At 69.2% G+C, this 20,180-nt stretch carries 15 protein-coding genes and 1 pseudogene; 9 read left to right on the top strand and 7 right to left on the bottom strand.

Annotated features, from left to right (window positions below; genetic code table 11):
* Window positions 1-3 precede the first annotated feature (3 nt).
* Together mfd and A7U43_RS24020 are read left to right on the top strand one after the other, a co-directional pair.
* Window positions 4-3,621 carry a transcription-repair coupling factor gene (gene mfd, locus A7U43_RS24025; protein WP_068003636.1) on the top strand — a complete coding sequence of 1,206 codons (3,618 nt, stop codon included), beginning with the start codon at window positions 4-6 and terminating at the stop codon, window positions 3,619-3,621.
* Window positions 3,618-4,535, top strand: a complete 918-nt coding sequence (locus tag A7U43_RS24020) for a nucleoside triphosphate pyrophosphohydrolase (RefSeq protein WP_068000021.1) — start codon at window positions 3,618-3,620, stop codon at window positions 4,533-4,535. Before mfd ends, A7U43_RS24020 begins: the two co-directional genes overlap by 4 nt.
* Window positions 4,536-4,603: 68 nt before the next feature.
* Here A7U43_RS24020 and A7U43_RS24015 read toward each other — a convergent pair.
* The 3 genes and pseudogenes from A7U43_RS24015 to A7U43_RS24005 all read right to left on the bottom strand — a co-directional run bounded on the left by A7U43_RS24015 (window position 4,604) and on the right by A7U43_RS24005 (window position 8,099).
* A pseudogene (locus A7U43_RS24015) lies at window positions 4,604-5,799 on the bottom strand (IS30 family transposase).
* A gap of 93 nt (window positions 5,800-5,892) precedes the next feature.
* Complete coding sequence (locus A7U43_RS24010) at window positions 5,893-7,167, bottom strand: Dyp-type peroxidase (RefSeq protein ID WP_068000019.1); 1,275 nt, start codon at window positions 7,165-7,167, stop codon at window positions 5,893-5,895.
* Window positions 7,164-8,099: an EfeM/EfeO family lipoprotein gene (locus A7U43_RS24005; protein ID WP_068000017.1), complete on the bottom strand. Its 936-nt coding sequence runs from the start codon at window positions 8,097-8,099 to the stop codon at window positions 7,164-7,166. The genes A7U43_RS24010 and A7U43_RS24005 overlap by 4 nt, the downstream gene beginning before the upstream one ends.
* Before the next feature lie 244 nt (window positions 8,100-8,343).
* On the opposite strand from A7U43_RS24005, the gene A7U43_RS24000 reads away from it, so the two are divergent.
* The 6 genes from A7U43_RS24000 to A7U43_RS23975 all read left to right on the top strand — a co-directional run bounded on the left by A7U43_RS24000 (window position 8,344) and on the right by A7U43_RS23975 (window position 13,270).
* A complete protein-coding gene (locus A7U43_RS24000; RefSeq protein ID WP_068003631.1) occupies window positions 8,344-9,081 on the top strand; it encodes a lytic transglycosylase domain-containing protein in 738 nt (245 codons plus the stop codon).
* Window positions 9,082-9,167: 86 nt separating this feature from the next.
* Window positions 9,168-10,457: a phosphopyruvate hydratase gene (eno, locus tag A7U43_RS23995; RefSeq protein ID WP_068000015.1), complete on the top strand. Its 1,290-nt coding sequence runs from the start codon at window positions 9,168-9,170 to the stop codon at window positions 10,455-10,457.
* Window positions 10,458-10,465: 8 nt separating this feature from the next.
* Window positions 10,466-11,167 carry an FtsB family cell division protein gene (locus A7U43_RS23990; protein ID WP_068000013.1) on the top strand — a complete coding sequence of 234 codons (702 nt, stop codon included), beginning with the start codon at window positions 10,466-10,468 and terminating at the stop codon, window positions 11,165-11,167.
* Entirely contained in the window at window positions 11,160-11,651 is a 492-nt protein-coding gene (locus tag A7U43_RS23985) for a DUF501 domain-containing protein (protein ID WP_068000011.1), read from the top strand. Before A7U43_RS23990 ends, A7U43_RS23985 begins: the two co-directional genes overlap by 8 nt.
* On the top strand, window positions 11,648-12,589 hold the full coding sequence (locus A7U43_RS23980) for a Ppx/GppA phosphatase family protein (protein WP_068003627.1): 942 nt from the start codon (window positions 11,648-11,650) through the stop codon (window positions 12,587-12,589). Before A7U43_RS23985 ends, A7U43_RS23980 begins: the two co-directional genes overlap by 4 nt.
* 33 nt (window positions 12,590-12,622) lie before the next feature.
* Window positions 12,623-13,270 (top strand): hypothetical protein, encoded by a 648-nt coding sequence (locus A7U43_RS23975; RefSeq protein WP_068000008.1) that lies wholly within the window; start codon window positions 12,623-12,625, stop codon window positions 13,268-13,270.
* 66 nt (window positions 13,271-13,336) lie between these two features.
* On the opposite strand, the gene A7U43_RS23970 is transcribed toward A7U43_RS23975, so the two are convergent.
* Together A7U43_RS23970 and A7U43_RS23965 are read right to left on the bottom strand one after the other, a co-directional pair.
* Window positions 13,337-14,311 (bottom strand): MPT63 family protein, encoded by a 975-nt coding sequence (locus A7U43_RS23970; RefSeq protein ID WP_068000006.1) that lies wholly within the window; start codon window positions 14,309-14,311, stop codon window positions 13,337-13,339.
* Window positions 14,312-14,621: 310 nt separating this feature from the next.
* A complete protein-coding gene (locus A7U43_RS23965; protein ID WP_068000004.1) occupies window positions 14,622-14,975 on the bottom strand; it encodes an ArsR/SmtB family transcription factor in 354 nt (117 codons plus the stop codon).
* Between the two features lie 71 nt (window positions 14,976-15,046).
* Here A7U43_RS23965 and A7U43_RS23960 point away from each other — a divergent pair, with 71 nt between their 5' ends.
* On the top strand, window positions 15,047-16,933 hold the full coding sequence (locus A7U43_RS23960; protein ID WP_068003624.1) for a heavy metal translocating P-type ATPase: 1,887 nt from the start codon (window positions 15,047-15,049) through the stop codon (window positions 16,931-16,933).
* A 76-nt stretch (window positions 16,934-17,009) separates the two neighbouring features.
* On the opposite strand, the gene A7U43_RS23955 is transcribed toward A7U43_RS23960, so the two are convergent.
* Together A7U43_RS23955 and A7U43_RS23950 are read right to left on the bottom strand one after the other, a co-directional pair.
* Entirely contained in the window at window positions 17,010-18,206 is a 1,197-nt protein-coding gene (locus A7U43_RS23955; protein WP_068000002.1) for an IS30 family transposase, read from the bottom strand.
* A gap of 96 nt (window positions 18,207-18,302) precedes the next feature.
* Entirely contained in the window at window positions 18,303-20,171 is a 1,869-nt protein-coding gene (locus A7U43_RS23950; RefSeq protein ID WP_068000000.1) for a propionyl-CoA synthetase, read from the bottom strand.
* Window positions 20,172-20,180: the final 9 nt, after the last annotated feature.

The following is a 20,180-nucleotide window of genomic DNA, read 5'->3' as shown; positions in this document are numbered from 1 at the left end:
ATCATGACCGCACCGGGGCACACTCATGTCCAGAATTCGATCGCGGGCCTCGTCGACCTGGCACTGAGCTCGCCCACCTTCACCGATCTGGTCGACCGCGCGCAGGGCCGTCCCGACACGTTGGCGATGGTGGGCCCGGCCAGTGCCCGACTGTTCGCCGCCGCCGCGCTGGCCCGCACCGGGCCGCTGCTCGTGGTGACCGCCACCGGCCGCGAGGCCGACGACCTGACCGCCGAACTGCAGGCCGTCTTCGGCGAGGCCGTCGCGCTGTTCCCGTCCTGGGAGACGCTGCCCCATGAGCGGCTCTCGCCCGGCGTGGAGACCGTCGGCGCCCGGATGATGCTGCTGCGCCGGCTCGCGCATCCCGAGGACGAGCATCTGGGCCCGCCGTTGCGCGTCGTGGTCACCACCACCCGGTCGCTGCTGCAGCCGATGGTGGTCGACCTCGGTGAGATCGAGCCGGTGACGCTCACGGTCGGCGCCGACTCCGATTTCGACGTCACCATCGCCCGGCTGGTCGAGCTGGCCTACACCCGGGTGGACATGGTGGCCAAGCGCGGCGAGTTCGCGGTGCGCGGCGGCATCCTCGACATCTTCCCGCCGACCGCCGAACATCCGGTGCGGGTGGAGTTCTGGGGGGACGAGGTCTCCGAGATGCGGATGTTCTCCGTCGCCGATCAGCGGTCCATCACCGAGATCGAGATCGACCATCTGGTGGCCGTCCCGTGCCGGGAGATCCTGCTCAGCGACGCCGTCAGGGAACGCGCCGGGCAACTCGTCGATGCCGGCCCGCAGACCGACAACACCGTGGCCGGCGGGGTCGGCGACATGCTGGCCAAGCTCGCCGAGGGCATCCCGGTCGACGGGATGGAGGCGTTGCTACCGGTGCTACAACCCGATGCGCTGACCCTGCTCACCACTCACCTGCCCGAGGGCACCCCGGTGCTGGTCTGCGATCCGGAGAAGGTGCGGTCGCGCGCGGCCGACCTGATTCGCACCGGCCGGGAATTCCTGGAGGCGTCCTGGTCGGTGGCCGCCATCGGCGGGGCGGCCCCGGTCGACATCGAATCCCTGGGTGGGTCCGGCTTCCGGGAGCTCGACGAGGTGCGGGCGGCGGCCGGGCACTGGTGGACGCTCAGCCAGCTCAACGACGAGTCGGCGATCGAGCTCGATGTGCGCCCGGCGCCGTCGGCGCGCAGCCAGAATGGGCTCGAGGAGATCTTCGCGATGCTGCGGGCCCACGTCGCGACCGGCGGGTTCGCCGTCGTGGTCACCCCGGGCACCGGCACCGCGCTGCGCGTCGTCGAGCAGCTGACCGAGGCCGACACTCCCGCAACACTTCTGGACCCGGGCGCCGCGCCCGCAGCGGGGTCGGTGGGCGTGCTGAAGGGCCCGCTGCACGACGGTGTCGTCATCCCCGGCGCCAATCTGGTGATCATCACCGAGACCGATCTCACCGGTAACCGAGTGGCCGCCACCGACGGCAAACGCCTTGCCGCCAAACGCCGTAACGTCGTCGATCCGCTGGCGCTGACCGCGGGTGACCTGGTGGTGCACGATCAGCACGGCATCGGCAAATTCGTCGAGATGACCGAACGGGTGATCGGCGGCGCACGCCGCGAATACCTGGTACTGGAATACGCATCGGCCAAACGCGGTGGTGGCACCGACAAGCTCTACGTCCCGATGGACTCCCTTGACCAGCTGTCCCGCTATGTCGGGGGCCAGGCGCCCACCCTGAGCCGTCTCGGCGGCAGTGACTGGACCAACACGAAAACCAAGGCGCGCAAGGCGGTCCGGGAGATCGCCGGTGAATTGGTCGCGCTGTACGCCAAACGTCAGGCGGCCCCCGGTCATGCGTTCGGCCCGGACACCCCGTGGCAGGCCGAGATGGAGGACGCCTTCGGCTTCACCGAGACCATGGATCAGTTGACCGCGATCACCGAGGTCAAGGCCGATATGGAAAAGCCGGTCCCGATGGACCGGGTGATCTGCGGTGACGTCGGCTACGGCAAGACCGAGATCGCGGTGCGGGCGGCGTTCAAGGCGGTGCAGGACGGTAAACAGGTGGCGGTGCTGGTGCCGACGACGCTGCTGGCCGATCAGCATCTGCAGACGTTCACCGCCCGCACGGCGGGTTTCCCGGTCACCGTGAAGGGCCTGTCCCGGTTCACCGATCCGGCCGATTCGAAGGCGACCCTCGACGGAATGGCCGACGGGTCCGTCGATATCGTGATCGGCACCCACCGGCTGCTGCAGACCGCGGTGCGCTGGAAGGACCTCGGCCTGGTGATCGTCGACGAGGAACAGCGCTTCGGTGTCGAGCACAAGGAACACATCAAGAGCCTGCGCACCCATGTCGACGTGCTGACCATGAGCGCCACCCCGATCCCGCGCACCCTGGAGATGAGCCTGGCCGGCATCCGCGAGATGTCCACCATTCTCACCCCGCCCGAGGAACGCTTCCCGGTGCTCACCTACGTCGGCCCGCACGATGACAAGCAGGTGGCCGCGGCGCTGCGCCGTGAACTGCTGCGCGACGGGCAGGCGTTCTACATCCACAACCGGGTCCGCTCGATCGATCAGGCCGCGGCGCGGGTGCAGGCGATGGTGCCCGAGGCGCGCGTGGTGGTGGCGCACGGTCAGATGAACGAGGAGACCCTGGAGAAGACCGTCGAGGGCTTCTGGAACCGCGACTACGACATCCTGGTCTGCACCACCATCGTCGAGACCGGCCTGGACATCTCGAACGCCAACACGCTGATCGTGGAACGCGCCGACACCTTCGGCCTGTCCCAGCTGCACCAGTTGCGGGGCCGGGTCGGGCGCAGTCGCGAGCGCGGGTACGCGTACTTCCTGTATCCGCCGGAGGTGCCGCTGACCGAGACCGCGCACGACCGGCTGGCCACCATCGCGCAGAACAATGAGCTCGGCGCCGGCATGGCGGTTGCCATGAAGGACTTGGAGATTCGCGGTGCCGGCAACGTGCTGGGTGCCGAACAGTCCGGTCACGTCGCCGGTGTCGGGTTCGATCTCTACGTGCGGCTGGTGGGTGAGGCCGTCGAGGCGTACCGGGCCGCCGTCGACGGGAAGACCGTCAGCGCCGTCGAGGAACCCAAGGATGTGCGCATCGATCTACCGGTGGACGCGCACTTCCCGCCCGAGTACATCGGTAGCGACCGGCTGCGGCTGGAGGCCTACCGCAGGCTGGCCGCGGCCGCCGACGGTGCCGCGGTGGACCGGGTCATCGAGGAGCTCAACGACCGGTACGGCCCGCTGCCCGAGCCGGCGCAACGGCTGATCGCGGTGGCCCGGCTGCGGCTGCTGTGCCGCGAGTACGGGGTGACCGAGGTGGCCACCGTGTCCGACGCCACCCTGAAGGTCGCCCCGCTGACTCTGCTGGATTCCGGGCAGATGCGGCTCAAGCGGGTCTATCCCGGTTCGGCGTACCGGGCCACGACGTCCACGGTGCAGGTCCCGATCCCGCGGGCCGGTTCCGGGGTGGGCGCGCCGCGCATCCGCGATCTGGAACTGCTGCAGGCGGTTGCGGGTCTGCTGCTGGCGCTGGACGGCCGGCCGGCGGGCGATGTGGACATCACCGCGATGGGCGGCGCGCAATGACGGTCGTTCTGGTCGACCCGCGCCGGCCCTCGCTGGTTCCGGTGGAGGCCGTCGCCCTGCTCGTCGGCGACGTGCAGTACACCGAGGAGATGCCGATCAAGGTGCCGTGGTCGTTGCCCTCGGCGCGCCCGGAATACGACGGTGATCCCGCCCCGGTGCTGTTGTCCTCGGATCCCGAACATCCCGCCGTGGCATCCCGGCTGGCCGCCGGTGAGCAGCTGATCGCCGCGCCCGCGCCGCAGGCCGGTGAGCGGTTGGTCGATGCCGTCGCGGTGATGGACAAGCTGCGTACCGACGGCCCGTGGGAGAGCGAGCAGACGCACGATTCGCTGCGCCGCTACCTGCTGGAGGAGACCTACGAGCTGTTCGACGCGGTGCGTGGCGGGGACGCCGAGGAACTGCGCGAGGAACTCGGAGATGTGTTGTTGCAGGTGCTTTTTCATGCCCGCATCGCCGAGGACGCGCCGGCGCACCCGTTCGGTATCGACGATGTCGCCGATGCGCTGGTACGCAAACTGGGCAATCGCGCCGCCGGAGTGCTCGCCGGACAGTCGGTGTCCCTGGAGGAACAGCTCGCCCAGTGGGAGGAGCGCAAACGCAGCGAGAAGGTGCGCGATTCCTGCATGGACGACGTGCCGACCGGTCAGCCCGCGCTGGCGCTGACGCAGAAGGTGCTCGAACGCTGCGCCGGGGCCGGCATCCCCGAGGAGCTGATCCCGGACTCTTTGCGGGAGGTGCGGATCGGCGTGGAGTCCGACGCCGAGAACACCCTGCGCACAGCCACCCTGGAGTTCATCGACGCCGTCCGCCGGGCCGAGCGAGCCGTCAAGACCGCCCGGGGCGGCGACCCCATCGGGGAGACCCCTTCGGAGCCGATAAGCCCCGCCGAGTGGCGCAGCCACTGGCCCGCCTGACCACACCCCGCCGAAACAGCATTCCAGACGGCGTGCACTCGGGCAAAGTCAAGTGGTCATGACAACGGTTAGGCCGCTTGGCTAATGAGGGCGGCCATGCGTTGTGCTGGGGTGTCGAGGTCGAGGGTGGGGCGTGGTCGGGTGTTGAGTTTGTCGGCGATGGCTTGCAGGTCGGCTTTGGTGTAGCCGCTCAGATCGGTGCCCTTTTCGAACCAGTGGCGCAGCAGCCGATTGGTGTTCTCGTTGCTGCCGCGCTGCCACGGGGAGTGTGGGTCGCAGAAATACACCGGGGCTTGCAGCTGCAGTGAGATGTCTTGCCAGTGGGCCATCTCGCTGCCCCGATCCCAGGCGATCGAGCGGCGCAGATGATCGGGCAACTCGCCCATCGCGGCGAGCATCGCTGCGGCGACGGCAGCGGCGCTGTGGTCGACGGGCAGGTGCAACAAGATGGTGAACCGGGTGCTGCGTTCGACCAGGGTGCCGATCGCGCTGGTTCCCCGGGCGCCGACGATCAGATCACCCTCCCAATGCCCGGGCACGGCCCGGTCGGCGGCTTCGGCGGGCCGCTGACTGATGCGCAGCACGTCGTCGAAGCGGCTGCGCCGTTCGGCCTGCCCGCGCGGTTTGCGCGCCGCGCGTCGGGTGGACAAGCATTTGTGCAGATCAGCGCGGAGTTGGCCACGAGTCTGCACATACAGGCTGCGGTAGATGGTCTCATGGCTCACTCGTGCCAGCTTGTCACCGGGGTGATCGCGGGCCAACACCTCGGCGATCAGCTTGGGACTCCACCCGTCGTCCATCCAGGCCTCCACCGCCGCGCACAGGTGAGGATTGGCGAGTTTGAACGCTTTGGGCCGCCGCGCCGCCCGAGCAGCCCGGGCATGGGCCAGTTGGGCGTGGTAGTCCCCGTCGGCGGTGCGGTGGCGGGTGACCTCGCGCCAGATGACCGAGCGGTCCCGGCCTAGCTGCGCCCCGATCGCGGCATAGCTCAATCCCGCGTCGAGGCCCCGCATGATCGCCACGCGTTCGGTGAAACTGAGTCGCCGGCCCGGCCCGCCGGCTCGGGTCAGATCACCTGGTTCGGCCAGCCCTAACTTGCCCTTGCCGTTGAGAGTCGCATCGCGCCAGCTTTGCGCCACCATTGATAGCCGGCCTGAAACGACACGCCCAATTCCACCGCGGCGTGCTTGACCGGCGCACCGGCACAGACCCGGTCATAGAACTCACGCCGAACCTCAGACCCGAACCGCCGACCACTGGTCATTCAGCAACTCCTCACACCACCGGATGTTGCAGTGACCGTATGAATCTGCCTCGAACTTTGCCGTCTGGAATGCTGTTTCGGCGAGCCAAGACGTCAGCCGACGAGCGCGTCGCCGAGGAACCGGTCGTGCCCGGTCACGCCCGGCAGCACGAAGAAGAACCCGCCGCCCACCGGCAGGATGTACTCCTCCAGTGGTTCGCCGTTGAGCCGCTCCTGCACCGCGAGGAAGCCGTCGCGCAGGCTGCGCTGGTAGGCGACGAACGCCAGTCCCTGGTCGAGGCGGCCGGCTGCGTCGAATCCGCGCGAATAGTTGAAGCCGCGCCGCAGGATGAGGTTCTTTTCGGTCTCCGGGGTGCGCGGGTTGGCCAGCCGGATGTGGGCGTTGAGCTTGATCCGGAGTCCGTCGGGGTCGGCGGCGAAATCCGGGTCGTCGAACTCCCCGGACATGCCGAGCGGCGCGCCGCTGACCTTCGCCCGCCCGATCAGAGCCTCCTGCTCGACGAGCTGGGTGCGGTCCCAGAACTCGACGAAGTTCCGGATGATGCGCACGGCCTGGTAGGTCCCGCCGGTGGCCCACTCGGGTTCGTCGTCGTCGGCGCCCACCCACACGTGGCGGTCCATCACCGCGGGATCGGCCACGTCCAGGTTGGACGTGCCGTCCTTGAACCCCAGCAGGTTTCGCGGGGTGGCGGCGTCCTTGTCGGAGGCGACGGCGGCGCGCCCCGCGCCGATACCGCGGGCGTAGCCGTCGACCATCCAACGCAACACCAGATCGCTGCGGGTGCGCCGCATCAACTGCCGCAACGCGAACTGCATGGTGTCGTTGTGGCCGGACTCGAAGATCACCGAGATGTCGCCGTGCGAGAGCTTGGGATCGAGCCGGTCATTGGCCAAAAACGGCATGGTGACCAGCTCGCGGGGTTTGCGGTCGGCCAGCCCGAAGCGATCGTCGAACAACGAGGCTCCGACACCGACGACGATCGACAGGTTGTCCGCCGGCGGCTTCTCGCCGAGGATTCCGGAGTCGACCGGGGGATAGGCGGGATCCCTTGTCTCCGGTGGCTTTCCGGCCATCAGCCCGCGGATCTCGTCGGTCAGCTCCCGCAGCGTGGACGCCAGCTCGGCACGGTCGCGGGCGTGCACGTTGAACGACGCGATGAGTCCCTGCTCGGGAATGGGTAACGCGGTGATCCCGGCCTGGTGTGGGCCCTCGAAATCGATGAACCGTTGCGTGCGGGAACTCCCGGGGGCGGGCGCGTCGGACGAACAACCCGCCAGTGCCCCCGCTCCCACCGCGGCACCGGTGCCCAACGCGCCCGCGACGAATCCGCGGCGGGAGATCCCACGGCGTGGTGAGCGTTGCGTCACTGCAGCTTCAGTACTCCCGAGACCTGCGAGAGGTTCTCCGACAGACCGGCCAGTTCGGATTTGAGGGTGTCGATCACATCCGGGGTCACGGTGACCTCGGGGCAGCGCGCGGACGGGTAGGGGTCGTTCTCGGTGCAGAACAGCACCCAGCCGTCACCGCGGCGCAGCGGGCGCAGCGTCTCGAACACCGAGTTCAGCCCCGCCTCGATCTTGCCGAGCAGTGCCGGGTCGGCTTCGACCAGGGCCGGGTTCAGCTTGCCGACGGCGTCGCGGGCACCCTGCAGGTTGGCGTCGAAATCCCACAGGTCGGTCTTGGCGTAGCGGTCCTCTTCGCCGGTGATCTTGCCCTCGGAGACCTCTTCGATCAGTTCGGCGGCACCGGTGGACACGTCGACCGGCTTCACGTCGACCGCGGGGAACTGCTCCTTGAGCGCGGCGACGTCGGCGTCGAGCTGGTCGGCGAACGGGGCGCCGCCCTCGGTGGTGTTCTTCTCGAACAGCAGGTACTCCAGACGGTGCCAGCCGGTGAACCCGGGGTCGTCGACACCGGCGAAGTCATCGACGCGGGCGTCGATCTTGCCGTCGATCTCCTCGACCAGCCCGGCCAGCGGCTCGATGCGCTCCCACGGCATGCGCGACGGGGCGTAGGCGTCCTGGGCGGCCTTGAGGTCACCGGCCCGCACGGCATCGGTGAACACCTTGACGGCGGTGACCAGCTCGTCGATCTGGGCGATGGCGTACGCCTTGTACTCGGCGGCGGCCTTCTCGGTCAGCGGATTGGGTGCGGCAGCGGCCGAGCTGGTTGCCGACGCGCCCGACGCGGCACTCGAGGTCGAAGCCTCCGTGCCGCTGTCCGCGCCATTGCTCGAACACCCGCTGAGAATGAGTGCTGTCGCGACAACCGGTATCTGCCAGGCGAAATGCCGTCCCATCGATCCTCCTCTAGTGAATGCCAGCACAGTACCCGTTCGACAAGGATTGGATAGGCATACCTCGGTTATCGGACGCGAATCGCGTGTTCAGGGTTGTCGGTCGGCGCCACCGTTACTCTTGATCGGGGGATATCGGCCCCAGTCACCGGTGGTTTGAGGGAGAGCCTTGTCCGACGTAGGGAGTGTGTCGCGCCCGGCGCCGACCGTCCCCGCCACCGTCGAGGATCCCCCGCCGGCACCCGACGTGCAGACCCGACGGGTTCGTTGGTGGCGGGTGGCCGCGGTGCTGACCGCGACACTGCTGCTGCTGGCCTCCAGCTGCTCTTTCCAGACCGGTAGTCCGATCCCGGACGGGGTGCCGCCGCCGCGTGGTGCGCCGGTCCCCGAGATCGACACCAACGCGCCCGGGCGGCCCGCCGACCAGCTCAGCGACTGGGCCGCCGAGCTGGCGCCCGCCATCGGTATCCCGGCCAAGGCGCTGGAGGCCTACGCCTATGCGGCGCGGGTCGCCCAGGTGGTCAATCCCAAGTGCAACCTGGCCTGGACGACGCTGGCCGGCATCGGGATGGTGGAGAGCCATCACGGCACCTATCAGGGCGCGGCCATCGCGCCCAAGGGCGACGTGCGCCCACCGATCCGCGGCGTCCAGCTGGACGGCACCCTGGGCAACATGCAGATCCTGGACACCGACAACGGCGTGCTGGACGGGGACCCGAACCTGGACCGGGCGATGGGCCCCATGCAGTTCATCCCGGAAACCTGGCGGTTGTACGGGGTGGACGCCAACAACGACGGCGTCATCAGCCCGGACAACTTCGACGATGCCGCGCTGTCGGCGGCGGGCTATCTGTGCTGGCGGGGCAAGGACCTGTCCACCCCGCGGGGCTGGATGGAGGCGTTGCGCGCCTACAACCTGTCCAACCAGTACGCGCGCAGCGTGCGGGACTGGGCCACCGCCTACGCCGAGCGTCACCCACGCTGAGCACGCCGCGCCGCGGCGCAACCTCTAGGCTCTTATGAGCACAAGATCACACCCAAGAGAGATTCTGTCTTCACAAGGAGGAGCCCGTGCCCATCATCGAACAGGTCGGAGCCCGCGAGATCCTCGATTCGCGTGGTAACCCGACCGTCGAGGTCGAGGTGGCCCTGATCGACGGAACGATCGCCCGGGCCGCGGTGCCCTCGGGCGCCTCGACCGGCGAGCACGAGGCTGTGGAACTGCGCGACGGCGGCAGCCGCTACGGCGGCAAGGGCGTCGAGAAGGCCGTGGAGGCCGTGCTCGACGAGATCGCCCCGGCGGTCATCGGGCTCTCCGCCGACGACCAGCGCCTCGTCGACCAGGCGCTGCTGGACCTGGACGGCACGCCGGACAAGTCGCGCCTCGGCGCCAACGCCATCCTTGGTGTTTCGCTGGCGGTGGCGCGCGGCGCCGCCGAGTCGGCCGGTCTGCCGCTGTTCCGCTACGTCGGCGGCCCCAACGCCCACATCCTCCCGGTGCCGATGATGAACATCATCAACGGCGGCGCGCACGCCGACACCGGGGTCGACGTCCAGGAGTTCATGATCGCGCCCATCGGTGCGGCCACCTTCAAGGAGTCGCTGCGCTGGGGTGCGGAGGTGTATCACTCGCTGAAGTCGGTGCTCAAGAAGCAGGGCCTGTCCACCGGTCTCGGTGACGAGGGTGGTTTCGCCCCGGATCTGCCGGGCACCAAGGCCGCGCTGGACCTGATCGGCAGCGCCATCGAGGCAGCGGGCTTCAAGGTCGGCACCGAGATCGCACTGGCCCTGGATGTGGCCGCCACCGAGTTCCACACCGAGGGCACCGGGTACGCCTTCGAGAAGGAGACCCGCACCGCCGAGCAGATGGCCGAGTTCTACGCCGGCCTGCTCGACGCGTACCCGCTGGTCTCCATCGAGGACCCGTTGTCCGAGGACGACTGGGAGGGTTGGGTGGCGCTGACCGCCGCCATCGGCGATCGGGTGCAGCTGGTCGGTGACGATCTGTTCGTCACCAACCCCGAGCGCCTGGAGGAGGGCATCGACAAGGGCGCCGCCAACGCGCTGCTGGTGAAGGTCAACCAGATCGGCACGTTGACCGAGACGCTGGATGCCGTTGCGCTGGCCCACAACAGCGGCTACCGCACCATGATGAGCCACCGCTCCGGTGAGACCGAAGACACCACCATCGCCGATCTTGCGGTCGCGGTGGGCAGCGGTCAGATCAAGACCGGTGCGCCGGCCCGCAGTGAGCGGGTGGCCAAGTACAACCAGCTGCTGCGTATCGAGGAAGCCCTCGGCGACGCCGCCCGTTACGCCGGTGACCTCGCCTTCCCGCGCTTCGCGGTGGAGAGTAAGTAAGACGCTGCATGCCCGACGCGAAACGGCCCGATCCGCGCCGCCGCGGCCCTGCCCCCAGGCCGGGCAAGGCGGGCGGAGCGGGCCGTCCGCGCGCGGCGTCGCGGCGGGAGCCGCGCGCCATCGAGAGCCGGGAGGGCCGTCAGGCTCGGGAGGCGGATGAGCTGGAAACCGGTGCCGCCGCACCGGATTCGGGACCGGACACCGTCGCCGAGGCGATCCGCAGGTCGGTTGCCGAATCCTCCGAGCAGCAGTCCGATCAGCGTTTCGGCTCGGCGGCGCGGCGAGCGGCGATCCTCGCCGCCGTGGTGTGCGTGCTCACGCTGACCATCGCCGGCCCGGTGCGCACCTATTTTGCCCAGCGAACCGAGATGAATCAGTTGAAAACCGTGGAAGCACAGTTGCGTTCGCAGATCGCGGATCTGGAACAGCAGAAGATCAAGCTGGCCGATCCGGTCTTCATCGCGGCCCAGGCCCGGGAACGGCTGGGCTTCGTGATGCCGGGCGATATTCCGTACCAGGTGCAGCTGCCTCCGGGTGCGGCCGCCCCGCCGGTGACAGGACCCGATGCCCCGGAGGTGGTATCCAGTGACCCGTGGTACACGTCGCTGTGGCACACGATTGCCGATGCCCCGCATGGGGTTTCGCCGGTGATCACGCCGGCGCCCGCACCGGGCGAGGCCCCGCCGAGCCCCGCACCCGCCGGTGGTTGACCAGGCCGATCTGGACGCCGTCGCGCAGCAACTCGGCCGTGAGCCGCGCGGCGTCCTGGAGATCGCATACCGCTGCCCCAACGGCGAACCGGCCGTGGTGAAGACGTCGCCGAGATTGCCCGACGGCACTCCCTTCCCGACGCTGTACTACCTGACCCACCCGGTGCTCACGGCCGCGGCGAGCCGGCTGGAGTCCTCCGGGCTGATGCGGGAGATGACCGATCGGCTGGCCCAGGACCCCGATCTGGCCGCGGCCTACCTGCGCGCCCACGAGTCCTTCCTCGCCGAACGCGATGCCATCGAGCCACTGGGCACGACGTTCACCGGCGGTGGTATGCCCGACCGGGTCAAGTGCCTGCACGTGGTGATGGCGCACTCGCTGGCCAAGGGGCCCGGGGTGAACCCGTTCGGCGACGAGGCGCTCGCGCTGCTGGCCGCCGAACCCGCGATGGCGGGAATTCTGGACAGCGCGGTGTGGCGATGAGGGTCGGCGCGGTCGACTGCGGTACCAATTCGATTCGTCTGCTGATCGCCGAACCAAGTGCGGACGGACGGCTACGGGATGTGCATCGCGAGATGCGCATCGTGCGGCTGGGCCAAGGTGTGGACGCCACCGGTGAGTTCGCACCGGAAGCCTTGGCGCGCACCGAGTCCGCGCTCTCTGATTACGTTGACCTGATGCGCGAGCACGGGGTGGGCGGGGTCCGCATGGTGGCGACCTCGGCTGCCCGCGATGCCGGCAACCGCGACGAGTTCTTCGCGATGACCGCGCGGCTGCTGGGTTCGGTGGCGCCCGGCGCGGTCGCCGAGGTGATCACCGGTACCGAAGAGGCACAGTTGTCCTTCCGCGGGGCGGTCGGCGAACTCGACGCCGGCGCTGCACCTTTCGTCGTGGTCGACCTCGGTGGTGGATCCACCGAACTGGTGCTCGGCACGGACGCGGGCGTCACCGCCGCCTTCTCCGCGGATATCGGTTGCGTGCGGATCAAGGAGCGCTGCCTGCATTCGGATCCACCGACGGCCGCCGAGATCGACGCCGCACGGGCGGTGGTGCGCGAACGCCTCGCCGAGGCGCTGTCGGTGGTCGAGGTCGGTGCCGCCCACACTTGGGTGGGCGTGGCGGGCACCTTCACCACGCTGGCCGCGCTGGCGCACCGGCTGCCGGTCTACGATCCGGCGGCGATTCATCTGTCCCGGACGGGTTTCAGCGATCTGCTGGCGGTCTGCGCGGATCTGTTGGAGATGACCGCCGAGCAACGCCTGGCGCTGGGGCCGATGCACGAGGGCCGCGCCGATGTGATCCCGGGTGGGGCGATCATCGTGCAGGAACTGACCCGCGTGCTGGCCGAGCGGGCCGGGTTGGGTGAACTCGTGGTCAGCGAGCACGACATCCTGGACGGCATAGCGCTATCCATCGCCTAGCGTGGTAGCGGTGAGACCTGAGGAGGTAGCGGCGTGAGTACCTGGAATTCGGGTGGCACCCCGCCACCCGTCGTGCCCCGCCCGCCGACGCGGCGCGGACCGAGTATCGGCGTGATCGCCGGGGTGACGGCCGCCGTGTTGGCCGTCGGTGCCGCAGCGGCGTACCTGCTGTTGGGGCCGTCGGCCTCCGATGATTCCGGGGCTCCGGCCGCGGCGCCGGAAACGTCAGCGGCGCAAGCGACTTCGGAGGTAGCCGACGACCCTAACGACCGCTTGATGAGGGCGTTGCCGCGGGGATACCCGGCCGGTGCGTGCAAGCCGGTGGCGCGGCTGCAGGGCGCCCTGGCCACCATCGCCTGCACGGTGAACAAGGATCCGGGCGGACCGATGTCGGCCACCTATTCACTGCTGGTGGACACCGCTGCGCTCAACACCGCCATCGAGGATCTGGCGGCGACCTCGACCGTGGTCGATTGTCCCGGCCGCATCCAGTCCCCGGGGCCGTGGCGGCACAACGCCTCGCTGCACGAGGTCAGCGGCACCCTGGTGTGCGGCATCCAGAACGACAATCCGATGCTGGCGTGGACCGATATCGACCGGCAGATGATCGCGGTGACCCAGGGCCGTCCGGCCGGGCCGACGCTGGATCACCTGTACACCTGGTGGACCACCCACTCCTGACCCGCTGACGAGAAAAGCCCGGCGCCTTGGCTTCTGGCCAGGGCGCCGGACTTTGTCGTGTGTTGATCAGGCGGGCGGTGCGAGCACCGGGGTGGTGACCGGTGCCGCGCCGTCGGGCAGCGGGGTGCCCTGGCTGCCACCTTCGATCCGGGCCTCGTCACCGGGCAGCGTGCCCTCGACGGGAGCCGGCGCGACGCCGTCTGCGGCCGGCACTGCGCCCTCGGGCGCGGGTGCGACGGCCGCGGGAGCTTCCTGCACACCGGCGGGGGTGAGGCCCGGCTCGCCCGGGGGAAGCGGGGTGCCCTGGCTACCGGCCGGGACCGGGGCGCTCTCGGCGGTGCCCTCGGGCAGCGGGGTGCCCTGGCTACCCGCCGGCACCGAGGTCGGCACCGGGGTGGTGGCCTCGGCACTCGCCGGAGCGGCCGGGGTTTCGGTGGTCGGGGTTTCGGTGGTCGAGGTCTCGGTGCTCGAGGTGGACGGCGACGTCGCGGCGGGAGCCCGATAGGTGCGGGTACCGCTGGCCGCCGCGCTGCCGCCGGTGCTCGGTGCGGGTGGCGGGGTGACCCAGACGATCAGGTCGGAGGCGTTGGTGGCGTAGACGACGCTGTCGGGCGCGGAGCCGGTGACGTCGAAGTAGATCTTTCCGGAGGTCTGCTGTCCCGGCGCCAGCGTCGCGGGGTTGACACCCTGCGCCGTCGCGACACCGAACAGTGCCCGGTAGGTCTGGCCGTCGCGGGCGCGGGCGTTGAAGTTGGACACGATGGGGATCGCGCTGCCCTGGATCGCCTGGTCGGTGGCGGTGGCCTCCCACAGGGTGCCCTGCGGCTGATAGGGAATGGTGTCGGTGCTGACCTTCAGCCCGGTGACCGTCCAGCCCTGCACGACATTGCCGTCGACCAGCTGGGCCTGGCTACCCAGATGGGTGGTGTTGACGGCGTTCTGCTCCTCGGCGATCGCGCTCGGCGCGCTGTACGCGGTGATCGCCCCTGCGGCGGCGATGGCCGCGGCCGCAAACGCGGCCGCGATGCTCGTGGTCTTCACGGTGTTTCACTCCTGAGTCGTCCGAATAACGGCGTTCCCCCCGGTGGGGTGCACACACTCAGCGAAGTTAGCAGGTGGCCGGGGTGTACGGTACCGCCGTATTGCCCGGCCACGGTACCGGCAGCCGCGGCGGCTGGCCGGGCGAGGATCGCGGCGGTGCCATACAGCAAATATCTCAAGTGGCGTTGACTTCTTTGCTGCGCCGGTCAGCGGGCTCCGCCGGGCCGCGGTGCTAACTCGGCAGCATTTGCTCCATACGGCTGTATGGCACGCAATGCCGCCGGTGAAAGCCGGGTGGCCCGTGCCGGTCTCAGGCGGTGTTGTCGCGGGCGCCGAGGCGCAAATGCTCGATGTGGTAGACGGCCTCGTCGAGGAGCGCCGCGACGTGGTTGTCGAAGAGTCGGTAGACGATGTTGCGGCCGGCACGGTCGCCGGCCACCAGCCCCAGGGCGCGCAGCAGGCGCAACTGGTTGGATACCGCCGATTGCTCCATCCCGACCGCAGCGGACAGCTCGGTCACCGTGCAGGGGGACTGGCGCAACCGGGTGAGGATCAGCAGCCGATTCGGCGACGCGAGAGCCTGTAGGGTTTCGGCCACCTTGACCGCGGACGCCGAATCCAGTGACGTTACCGCGGGGGTGCGTCCTTCCACGCCATGTCCCATTCGACAATTGAACCACGACGACGCAATAAGGTTTAGACATGTAGAACTCTACATGTTTTGATGTGTACGTGATGACGGACCTTCGAGCACCAGATGCGCGCACAGCCCGGTCGACGCGGAGGTCGCCGTGGTCGCTGCCCTCGGTGCGCTGGGCCGCGGCGGCACTGTTCCTCTTCGTTCTCGGGCTGCTCGCCCAGTTGCTCGGCGCGCCGGAAATCATCTGGTGGACAATGTATCTCGCGTGTTACGCGGCGGGAGGCTGGCAACCCGGGCTGGACGGACTCCGGGAGCTGGCCGCCCGGCGACTCGATGTCGACCTGTTGATGGTGCTGGCCGCCGTCGGTGCGGCCTCGATCGGGCAGGTCTTCGACGGCGCGCTGCTGATCGTCATCTTCGCCACCTCGGGTGCGCTGGAGGACGTTGCCACCGGCCGAACCGCGGATTCCGTGCGGGCCCTGCTGGACCTCGCGCCCCAAACCGCCACCGTGCTCGACGGCGGCATCGAGCGCGTCATCGCGGCGGCCGAACTGCAGGTGGGGGACCGCATCCTGGTCCGGCCCGGCGAGCGGATCCCGGCCGATGCCGCGGTACGCACCGGGGCATCGGACGTCGACCAGTCCTCCATCACCGGGGAGCCGTTGCCGGTCGGGGTCGGTGTCGGTGACGAGATATTCGCGGGCACCGTGAACGGGGGCGGGGTGTTGCAGGCCAGCGTGATTCGCGACCCCTCCGACAGCGTGGTGGCGCGCATCGTAACGTTGGTGACGGCGGCGTCCGCCACCAAGGCCCGCACCCAGCTGTTCATCGAAAAGGTGGAACAGCGCTACTCGGTGGTGATGGTGGCCGCGACGCTGGCCCTGTTCATCGTGCCGCAACTGTTCGGTGAGGACATGCGCTCGGCATTGCTGCGCGCGATGACCTTCATGATCGTCGCGTCACCGTGTGCGCTCGTGCTGGCCACCATGCCACCGTTGCTGTCGGCCATCGCCACCGCCGGACGGCACGGCGTGCTGGTCAAATCGGCCGTCGCGATGGAACAACTGGCGACGGTGGACACCGTCGCCTTCGACAAGACCGGCACGCTGACCACGGGCAGGCCGCGGGTGGTGAGCGCGCCGTCGCCGGAGGTGCTGGCGATGGCCGCAGCGGCCGAACAGTACAGCGAGCATCCCCTCGGGCGCGCGATCGTGGCCCACGCTCGTGCCGGCGGCATCGACATCCCGGGGGCCGTGGGCTTTCACGCGGTACCCGGATGCGGGGTGCGAGCCACCGTCCGGTCCCGCCTCGTCGAGGTGGTCAATCCGGGTGCGGCACCGGGACCGGTGACGCCCGAGGTGGCCGCCTTGCAGCGCAGCGGCGCCACCGCGGTGGTGGTGGTCATCGACGGGGTGCCCGCCGGGGTCATCGGGCTGCGGGACACCGCACGACCCGCCGCGCGGGACGCGGTGCGGGCGCTGTCGGGGCTCACCGTCCACCGGCCGGTGCTGTTGACCGGTGACAACGCAGGGGCTGCAGCGCATCTGGCGAGCGAGATCGGCATCGACGATGTGCGCGCGGATCTGCTCCCGGACCAGAAGGTCGACGCGGTGCGGGGCCTGCCGGGCCGGGTGCTGGTGATCGGGGACGGTGTGAACGACGCCCCGGCGATGGCCGCGGCACACGCGTCGATGGCGATGGGCCGCAGCGGCGCCGACCTGACCCTGCAGACCGCGGACGCGGTGACCGTGCGCGACGACCTGGCGGCGGTGGCCGCGGTGGTGGCCCTGGCGCGGCGGGCACGGCGGATGGTGATCGCCAACCTGGCTGTCGCCGCCACGTTCATCGTGGTGTTGGTGGCGTGGGACCTGTTCTGGTACCTACCATTGCCGCTGGGTGTCGCCGGTCACGAGGGCTCCACGATCATCGTGGCCCTCAACGGGTTGCGGCTGCTGCGCCGTCGCGCCTGGCCGGTCCGGTAACCAGGCCGGCACCGGGCGCCGAAACAGCATTCCAGAAGGCGTGCACTCGGGCAAAGTCAAGTGGTCATGACAACGGTTAGGCCGCTTGGCTAATGAGGGCGGCCATGCGTTGTGCTGGGGTGTCGAGGTCGAGGGTGGGGCGTGGTCGGGTGTTGAGTTTGTCGGCGATGGCTTGCAGGTCGGCTTTGGTGTAGCCGCTCAGATCGGTGCCCTTTTCGAACCAGTGGCGCAGCAGCCGATTGGTGTTCTCGTTGCTGCCGCGCTGCCACGGGGAGTGTGGGTCGCAGAAATACACCGGGGCTTGCAGCTGCAGTGAGATGTCTTGCCAGTGGGCCATCTCGCTGCCCCGATCCCAGGCGATCGAGCGGCGCAGATGATCGGGCAACTCGCCCATCGCGGCGAGCATCGCTGCGGCGACGGCAGCGGCGCTGTGGTCGACGGGCAGGTGCAACAAGATGGTGAACCGGGTGCTGCGTTCGACCAGGGTGCCGATCGCGCTGGTTCCCCGGGCGCCGACGATCAGATCACCCTCCCAATGCCCGGGCACGGCCCGGTCGGCGGCTTCGGCGGGCCGCTGACTGATGCGCAGCACGTCGTCGAAGCGGCTGCGCCGTTCGGCCTGCCCGCGCGGTTTGCGCGCCGCGCGTCGGGTGGACAAGCATTTGTGCAGATCAGCGCGGAGTTGGCCACGAGTCTGCACATACAGGCTGCGGTAGATGGTCTCATGGCTCACTCGTGCCAGCTTGTCACCGGGGTGATCGCGGGCCAACACCTCGGCGATCAGCTTGGGACTCCACCCGTCGTCCATCCAGGCCTCCACCGCCGCGCACAGGTGAGGATTGGCGAGTTTGAACGCTTTGGGCCGCCGCGCCGCCCGAGCAGCCCGGGCATGGGCCAGTTGGGCGTGGTAGTCCCCGTCGGCGGTGCGGTGGCGGGTGACCTCGCGCCAGATGACCGAGCGGTCCCGGCCTAGCTGCGCCCCGATCGCGGCATAGCTCAATCCCGCGTCGAGGCCCCGCATGATCGCCACGCGTTCGGTGAAACTGAGTCGCCGGCCCGGCCCGCCGGCTCGGGTCAGATCACCTGGTTCGGCCAGCCCTAACTTGCCCTTGCCGTTGAGCAGTCGCATCGCGCCAGCTTTGCGCCACCATTGATAGCCGGCCTGAAACGACACGCCCAATTCCACCGCGGCGTGCTTGACCGGCGCACCGGCACAGACCCGGTCATAGAACTCACGCCGAACCTCAGACCCGAACCGTCGACCACTGGTCATTCAGCAACTCCTCACACCACCGGATGTTGCAGTGACCGTATGAATCTGCCTCGAACTTTGCCGTCTGGAATGCTGTTTCGGCGGAATCGGTGAGGGTCAGCGCTGCAGCGTCTCCTTGAGAGCCTCCAGCACCGACGGGTCCTCGATCGTGGACGGCACCGGCTCGTCGCGGCCGTCGGCGATGCCACGCATGGTCTTGCGCAGGATCTTGCCCGACCGGGTCTTCGGAAGGGCGGCAACCACATCCACCAGCTTGAAGCTCGCCACCGCACCGATGTCGTTGCGCACCGCGTCGATCAGTTCGTCGGCCACGCCGTCGGCCGAGGCGCCGGACTTGAGCACCACCAACCCGCGCGGCACCTGTCCCTTCAGCTCGTCGGCCACCCCGATCACGGCGCATTCGGCCACCGCGGGATGGCCGGCCAGTACCGCCTCGATCGATCCGGTGGACATCCGGTGCCCGGCCACGTTGATCACATCGTCGGTGCGCCCGACCACGAAAAGGTAACCGTCGGCGTCGATGTGCCCGCCGTCGCCGGTGAGGTAGTAGCCGTCGAACGCCGACAGATACGAGGACACGTAACGAGCGCCATCTCCCCACAGCGTGGGCAGCGTTCCGGGTGGCAGCGGCAGCTTGATGCAGATCGAACCCTCTTCGCCGGGTTCGCATTCCGAGCCGTCCAGGCGCAGCACCCGCACGTCGTAGCCGGGCATCGGAACCGTCGCCGAGCCGGGTTTGACGGGGAGCGCTTCCACCCCCATCGGGTCCGCGGCGATCGCCCAGCCGGTCTCGGTCTGCCACCAGTGGTCGATGACCGGGATGCCGAGCTTCTCCGAGGCCCACTCGTAGGTGCCGGGGTCCAGCCGCTCGCCGGCCTGGAACAGGTACTTCAGCCCCGAAAGGTCATAGTCGGCAAGCAGTTTCGCGTCGGGATCCTCCTTCTTGATGGCCCGGATCGCGGTCGGCGCGGTGAACAACGCCTTCACCTTGTGCTCGGCGGCGACCCGCCAGAACGCGCCGGCGTCGGGGGTGCCCACCGGCTTACCCTCGTAGAGAACGGTGGTCGCGCCCAGCAGCAGCGGCGCGTACACGATGTAGGAGTGCCCGACCACCCAGCCGACATCGGAGGCGGCCCAGAACACGTCGCCGGGCTCGATATCGTAGAGGTGGCGCATGGTCCACAGCAGGGCCACCGCATGCCCGCCGTTGTCGCGGACGATGCCCTTGGGTTTCCCGGTGGTCCCCGAGGTGTAGAGCACATAGAGCGGGTCGGTGGCGGCCACCGGGACCGGGTCGACCGGTTGCACGGCGGCCATCGCCTGCGCCCAGTCCACGTCGCGGCCCTCGACCAGCTCGCACGGATGCTGTTCGCGCTGCAGGATCACGCATTTCGGGGTGGTGTGCTCGGCGAGGCGCAGCGCCGCGTCGAGCATCGGCTTGTATTCGACGGTGCGGGTCGGCTCGATACCGCAAGACGCCGAGACCACCACCGTCGGGCGGGCGTCGTCGATGCGGGTGGCCAGTTCGTGCCCGGCGAACCCGCCGAAGACCACCGAATGCACCGCGCCGAGCCGCGCGCAGGCGAGCATGGCGATGACGGCCTCGGGCACCATCGGCATGTAGATGACGACACGGTCCCCCTTGGCCACCCCCAGCCCCTGCAGCACGCCGGCGAACCGGGCCGTCTGGTCCAGCAGCTCGCGGTAGGTGTACACGCGCTTGGTGCCGGTGACGGGGGAGTCGTAGATGAGCGCGGCCTGATCGCCGCGCTCGGCGATATGCCGGTCCAGCGCGTTGGCGCAGGTGTTGAGCTCCCCGTCGGGGAACCAGCGGTAGAACGGCGGGTTGCTGTCATCGAGCACCCGCTGCGGTTCCCTGGTCCAGGTGACGCCCTTGGCGGCGTCGGCCCAGAAGGTCGACGGGTCGGTGATACTGGCGTCGAAGAGTGCGCGATAGCCGGACATAAGCCAAAC

This window comes from Mycobacterium adipatum (genome assembly GCF_001644575.1).
Classification (GTDB): Bacteria; Actinomycetota; Actinomycetes; order Mycobacteriales; family Mycobacteriaceae; genus Mycobacterium; species Mycobacterium adipatum.
Note: the sequence above shows the minus strand (reverse complement) of the source record. Positions and strands in the feature narration are given on the sequence as shown.

What these genes read in the sequence shown, in the direction of transcription:
- A7U43_RS23980 (WP_068003627.1), top strand. Translation starts at nt 11,648, where the DNA reads ATGAGGGTCGGCGCGGTCGACTGCGGTACCAATTCGATTCGTCTGCTG.
- A7U43_RS23960 (WP_068003624.1), top strand. Translation starts at nt 15,047, where the DNA reads ATGACGGACCTTCGAGCACCAGATGCGCGCACAGCCCGGTCGACGCGG.
- A7U43_RS23990 (WP_068000013.1), top strand. Translation starts at nt 10,466, where the DNA reads ATGCCCGACGCGAAACGGCCCGATCCGCGCCGCCGCGGCCCTGCCCCC.
- mfd (WP_068003636.1), top strand. Translation starts at nt 4, where the DNA reads ATGACCGCACCGGGGCACACTCATGTCCAGAATTCGATCGCGGGCCTC.
- A7U43_RS24020 (WP_068000021.1), top strand. Translation starts at nt 3,618, where the DNA reads ATGACGGTCGTTCTGGTCGACCCGCGCCGGCCCTCGCTGGTTCCGGTG.
- A7U43_RS23955 (WP_068000002.1), bottom strand. Translation starts at nt 18,206, where the DNA reads ATGACCAGTGGTCGACGGTTCGGGTCTGAGGTTCGGCGTGAGTTCTAT.
- A7U43_RS24005 (WP_068000017.1), bottom strand. Translation starts at nt 8,099, where the DNA reads ATGGGACGGCATTTCGCCTGGCAGATACCGGTTGTCGCGACAGCACTC.
- A7U43_RS23950 (WP_068000000.1), bottom strand. Translation starts at nt 20,171, where the DNA reads ATGTCCGGCTATCGCGCACTCTTCGACGCCAGTATCACCGACCCGTCG.
- A7U43_RS23965 (WP_068000004.1), bottom strand. Translation starts at nt 14,975, where the DNA reads ATGGGACATGGCGTGGAAGGACGCACCCCCGCGGTAACGTCACTGGAT.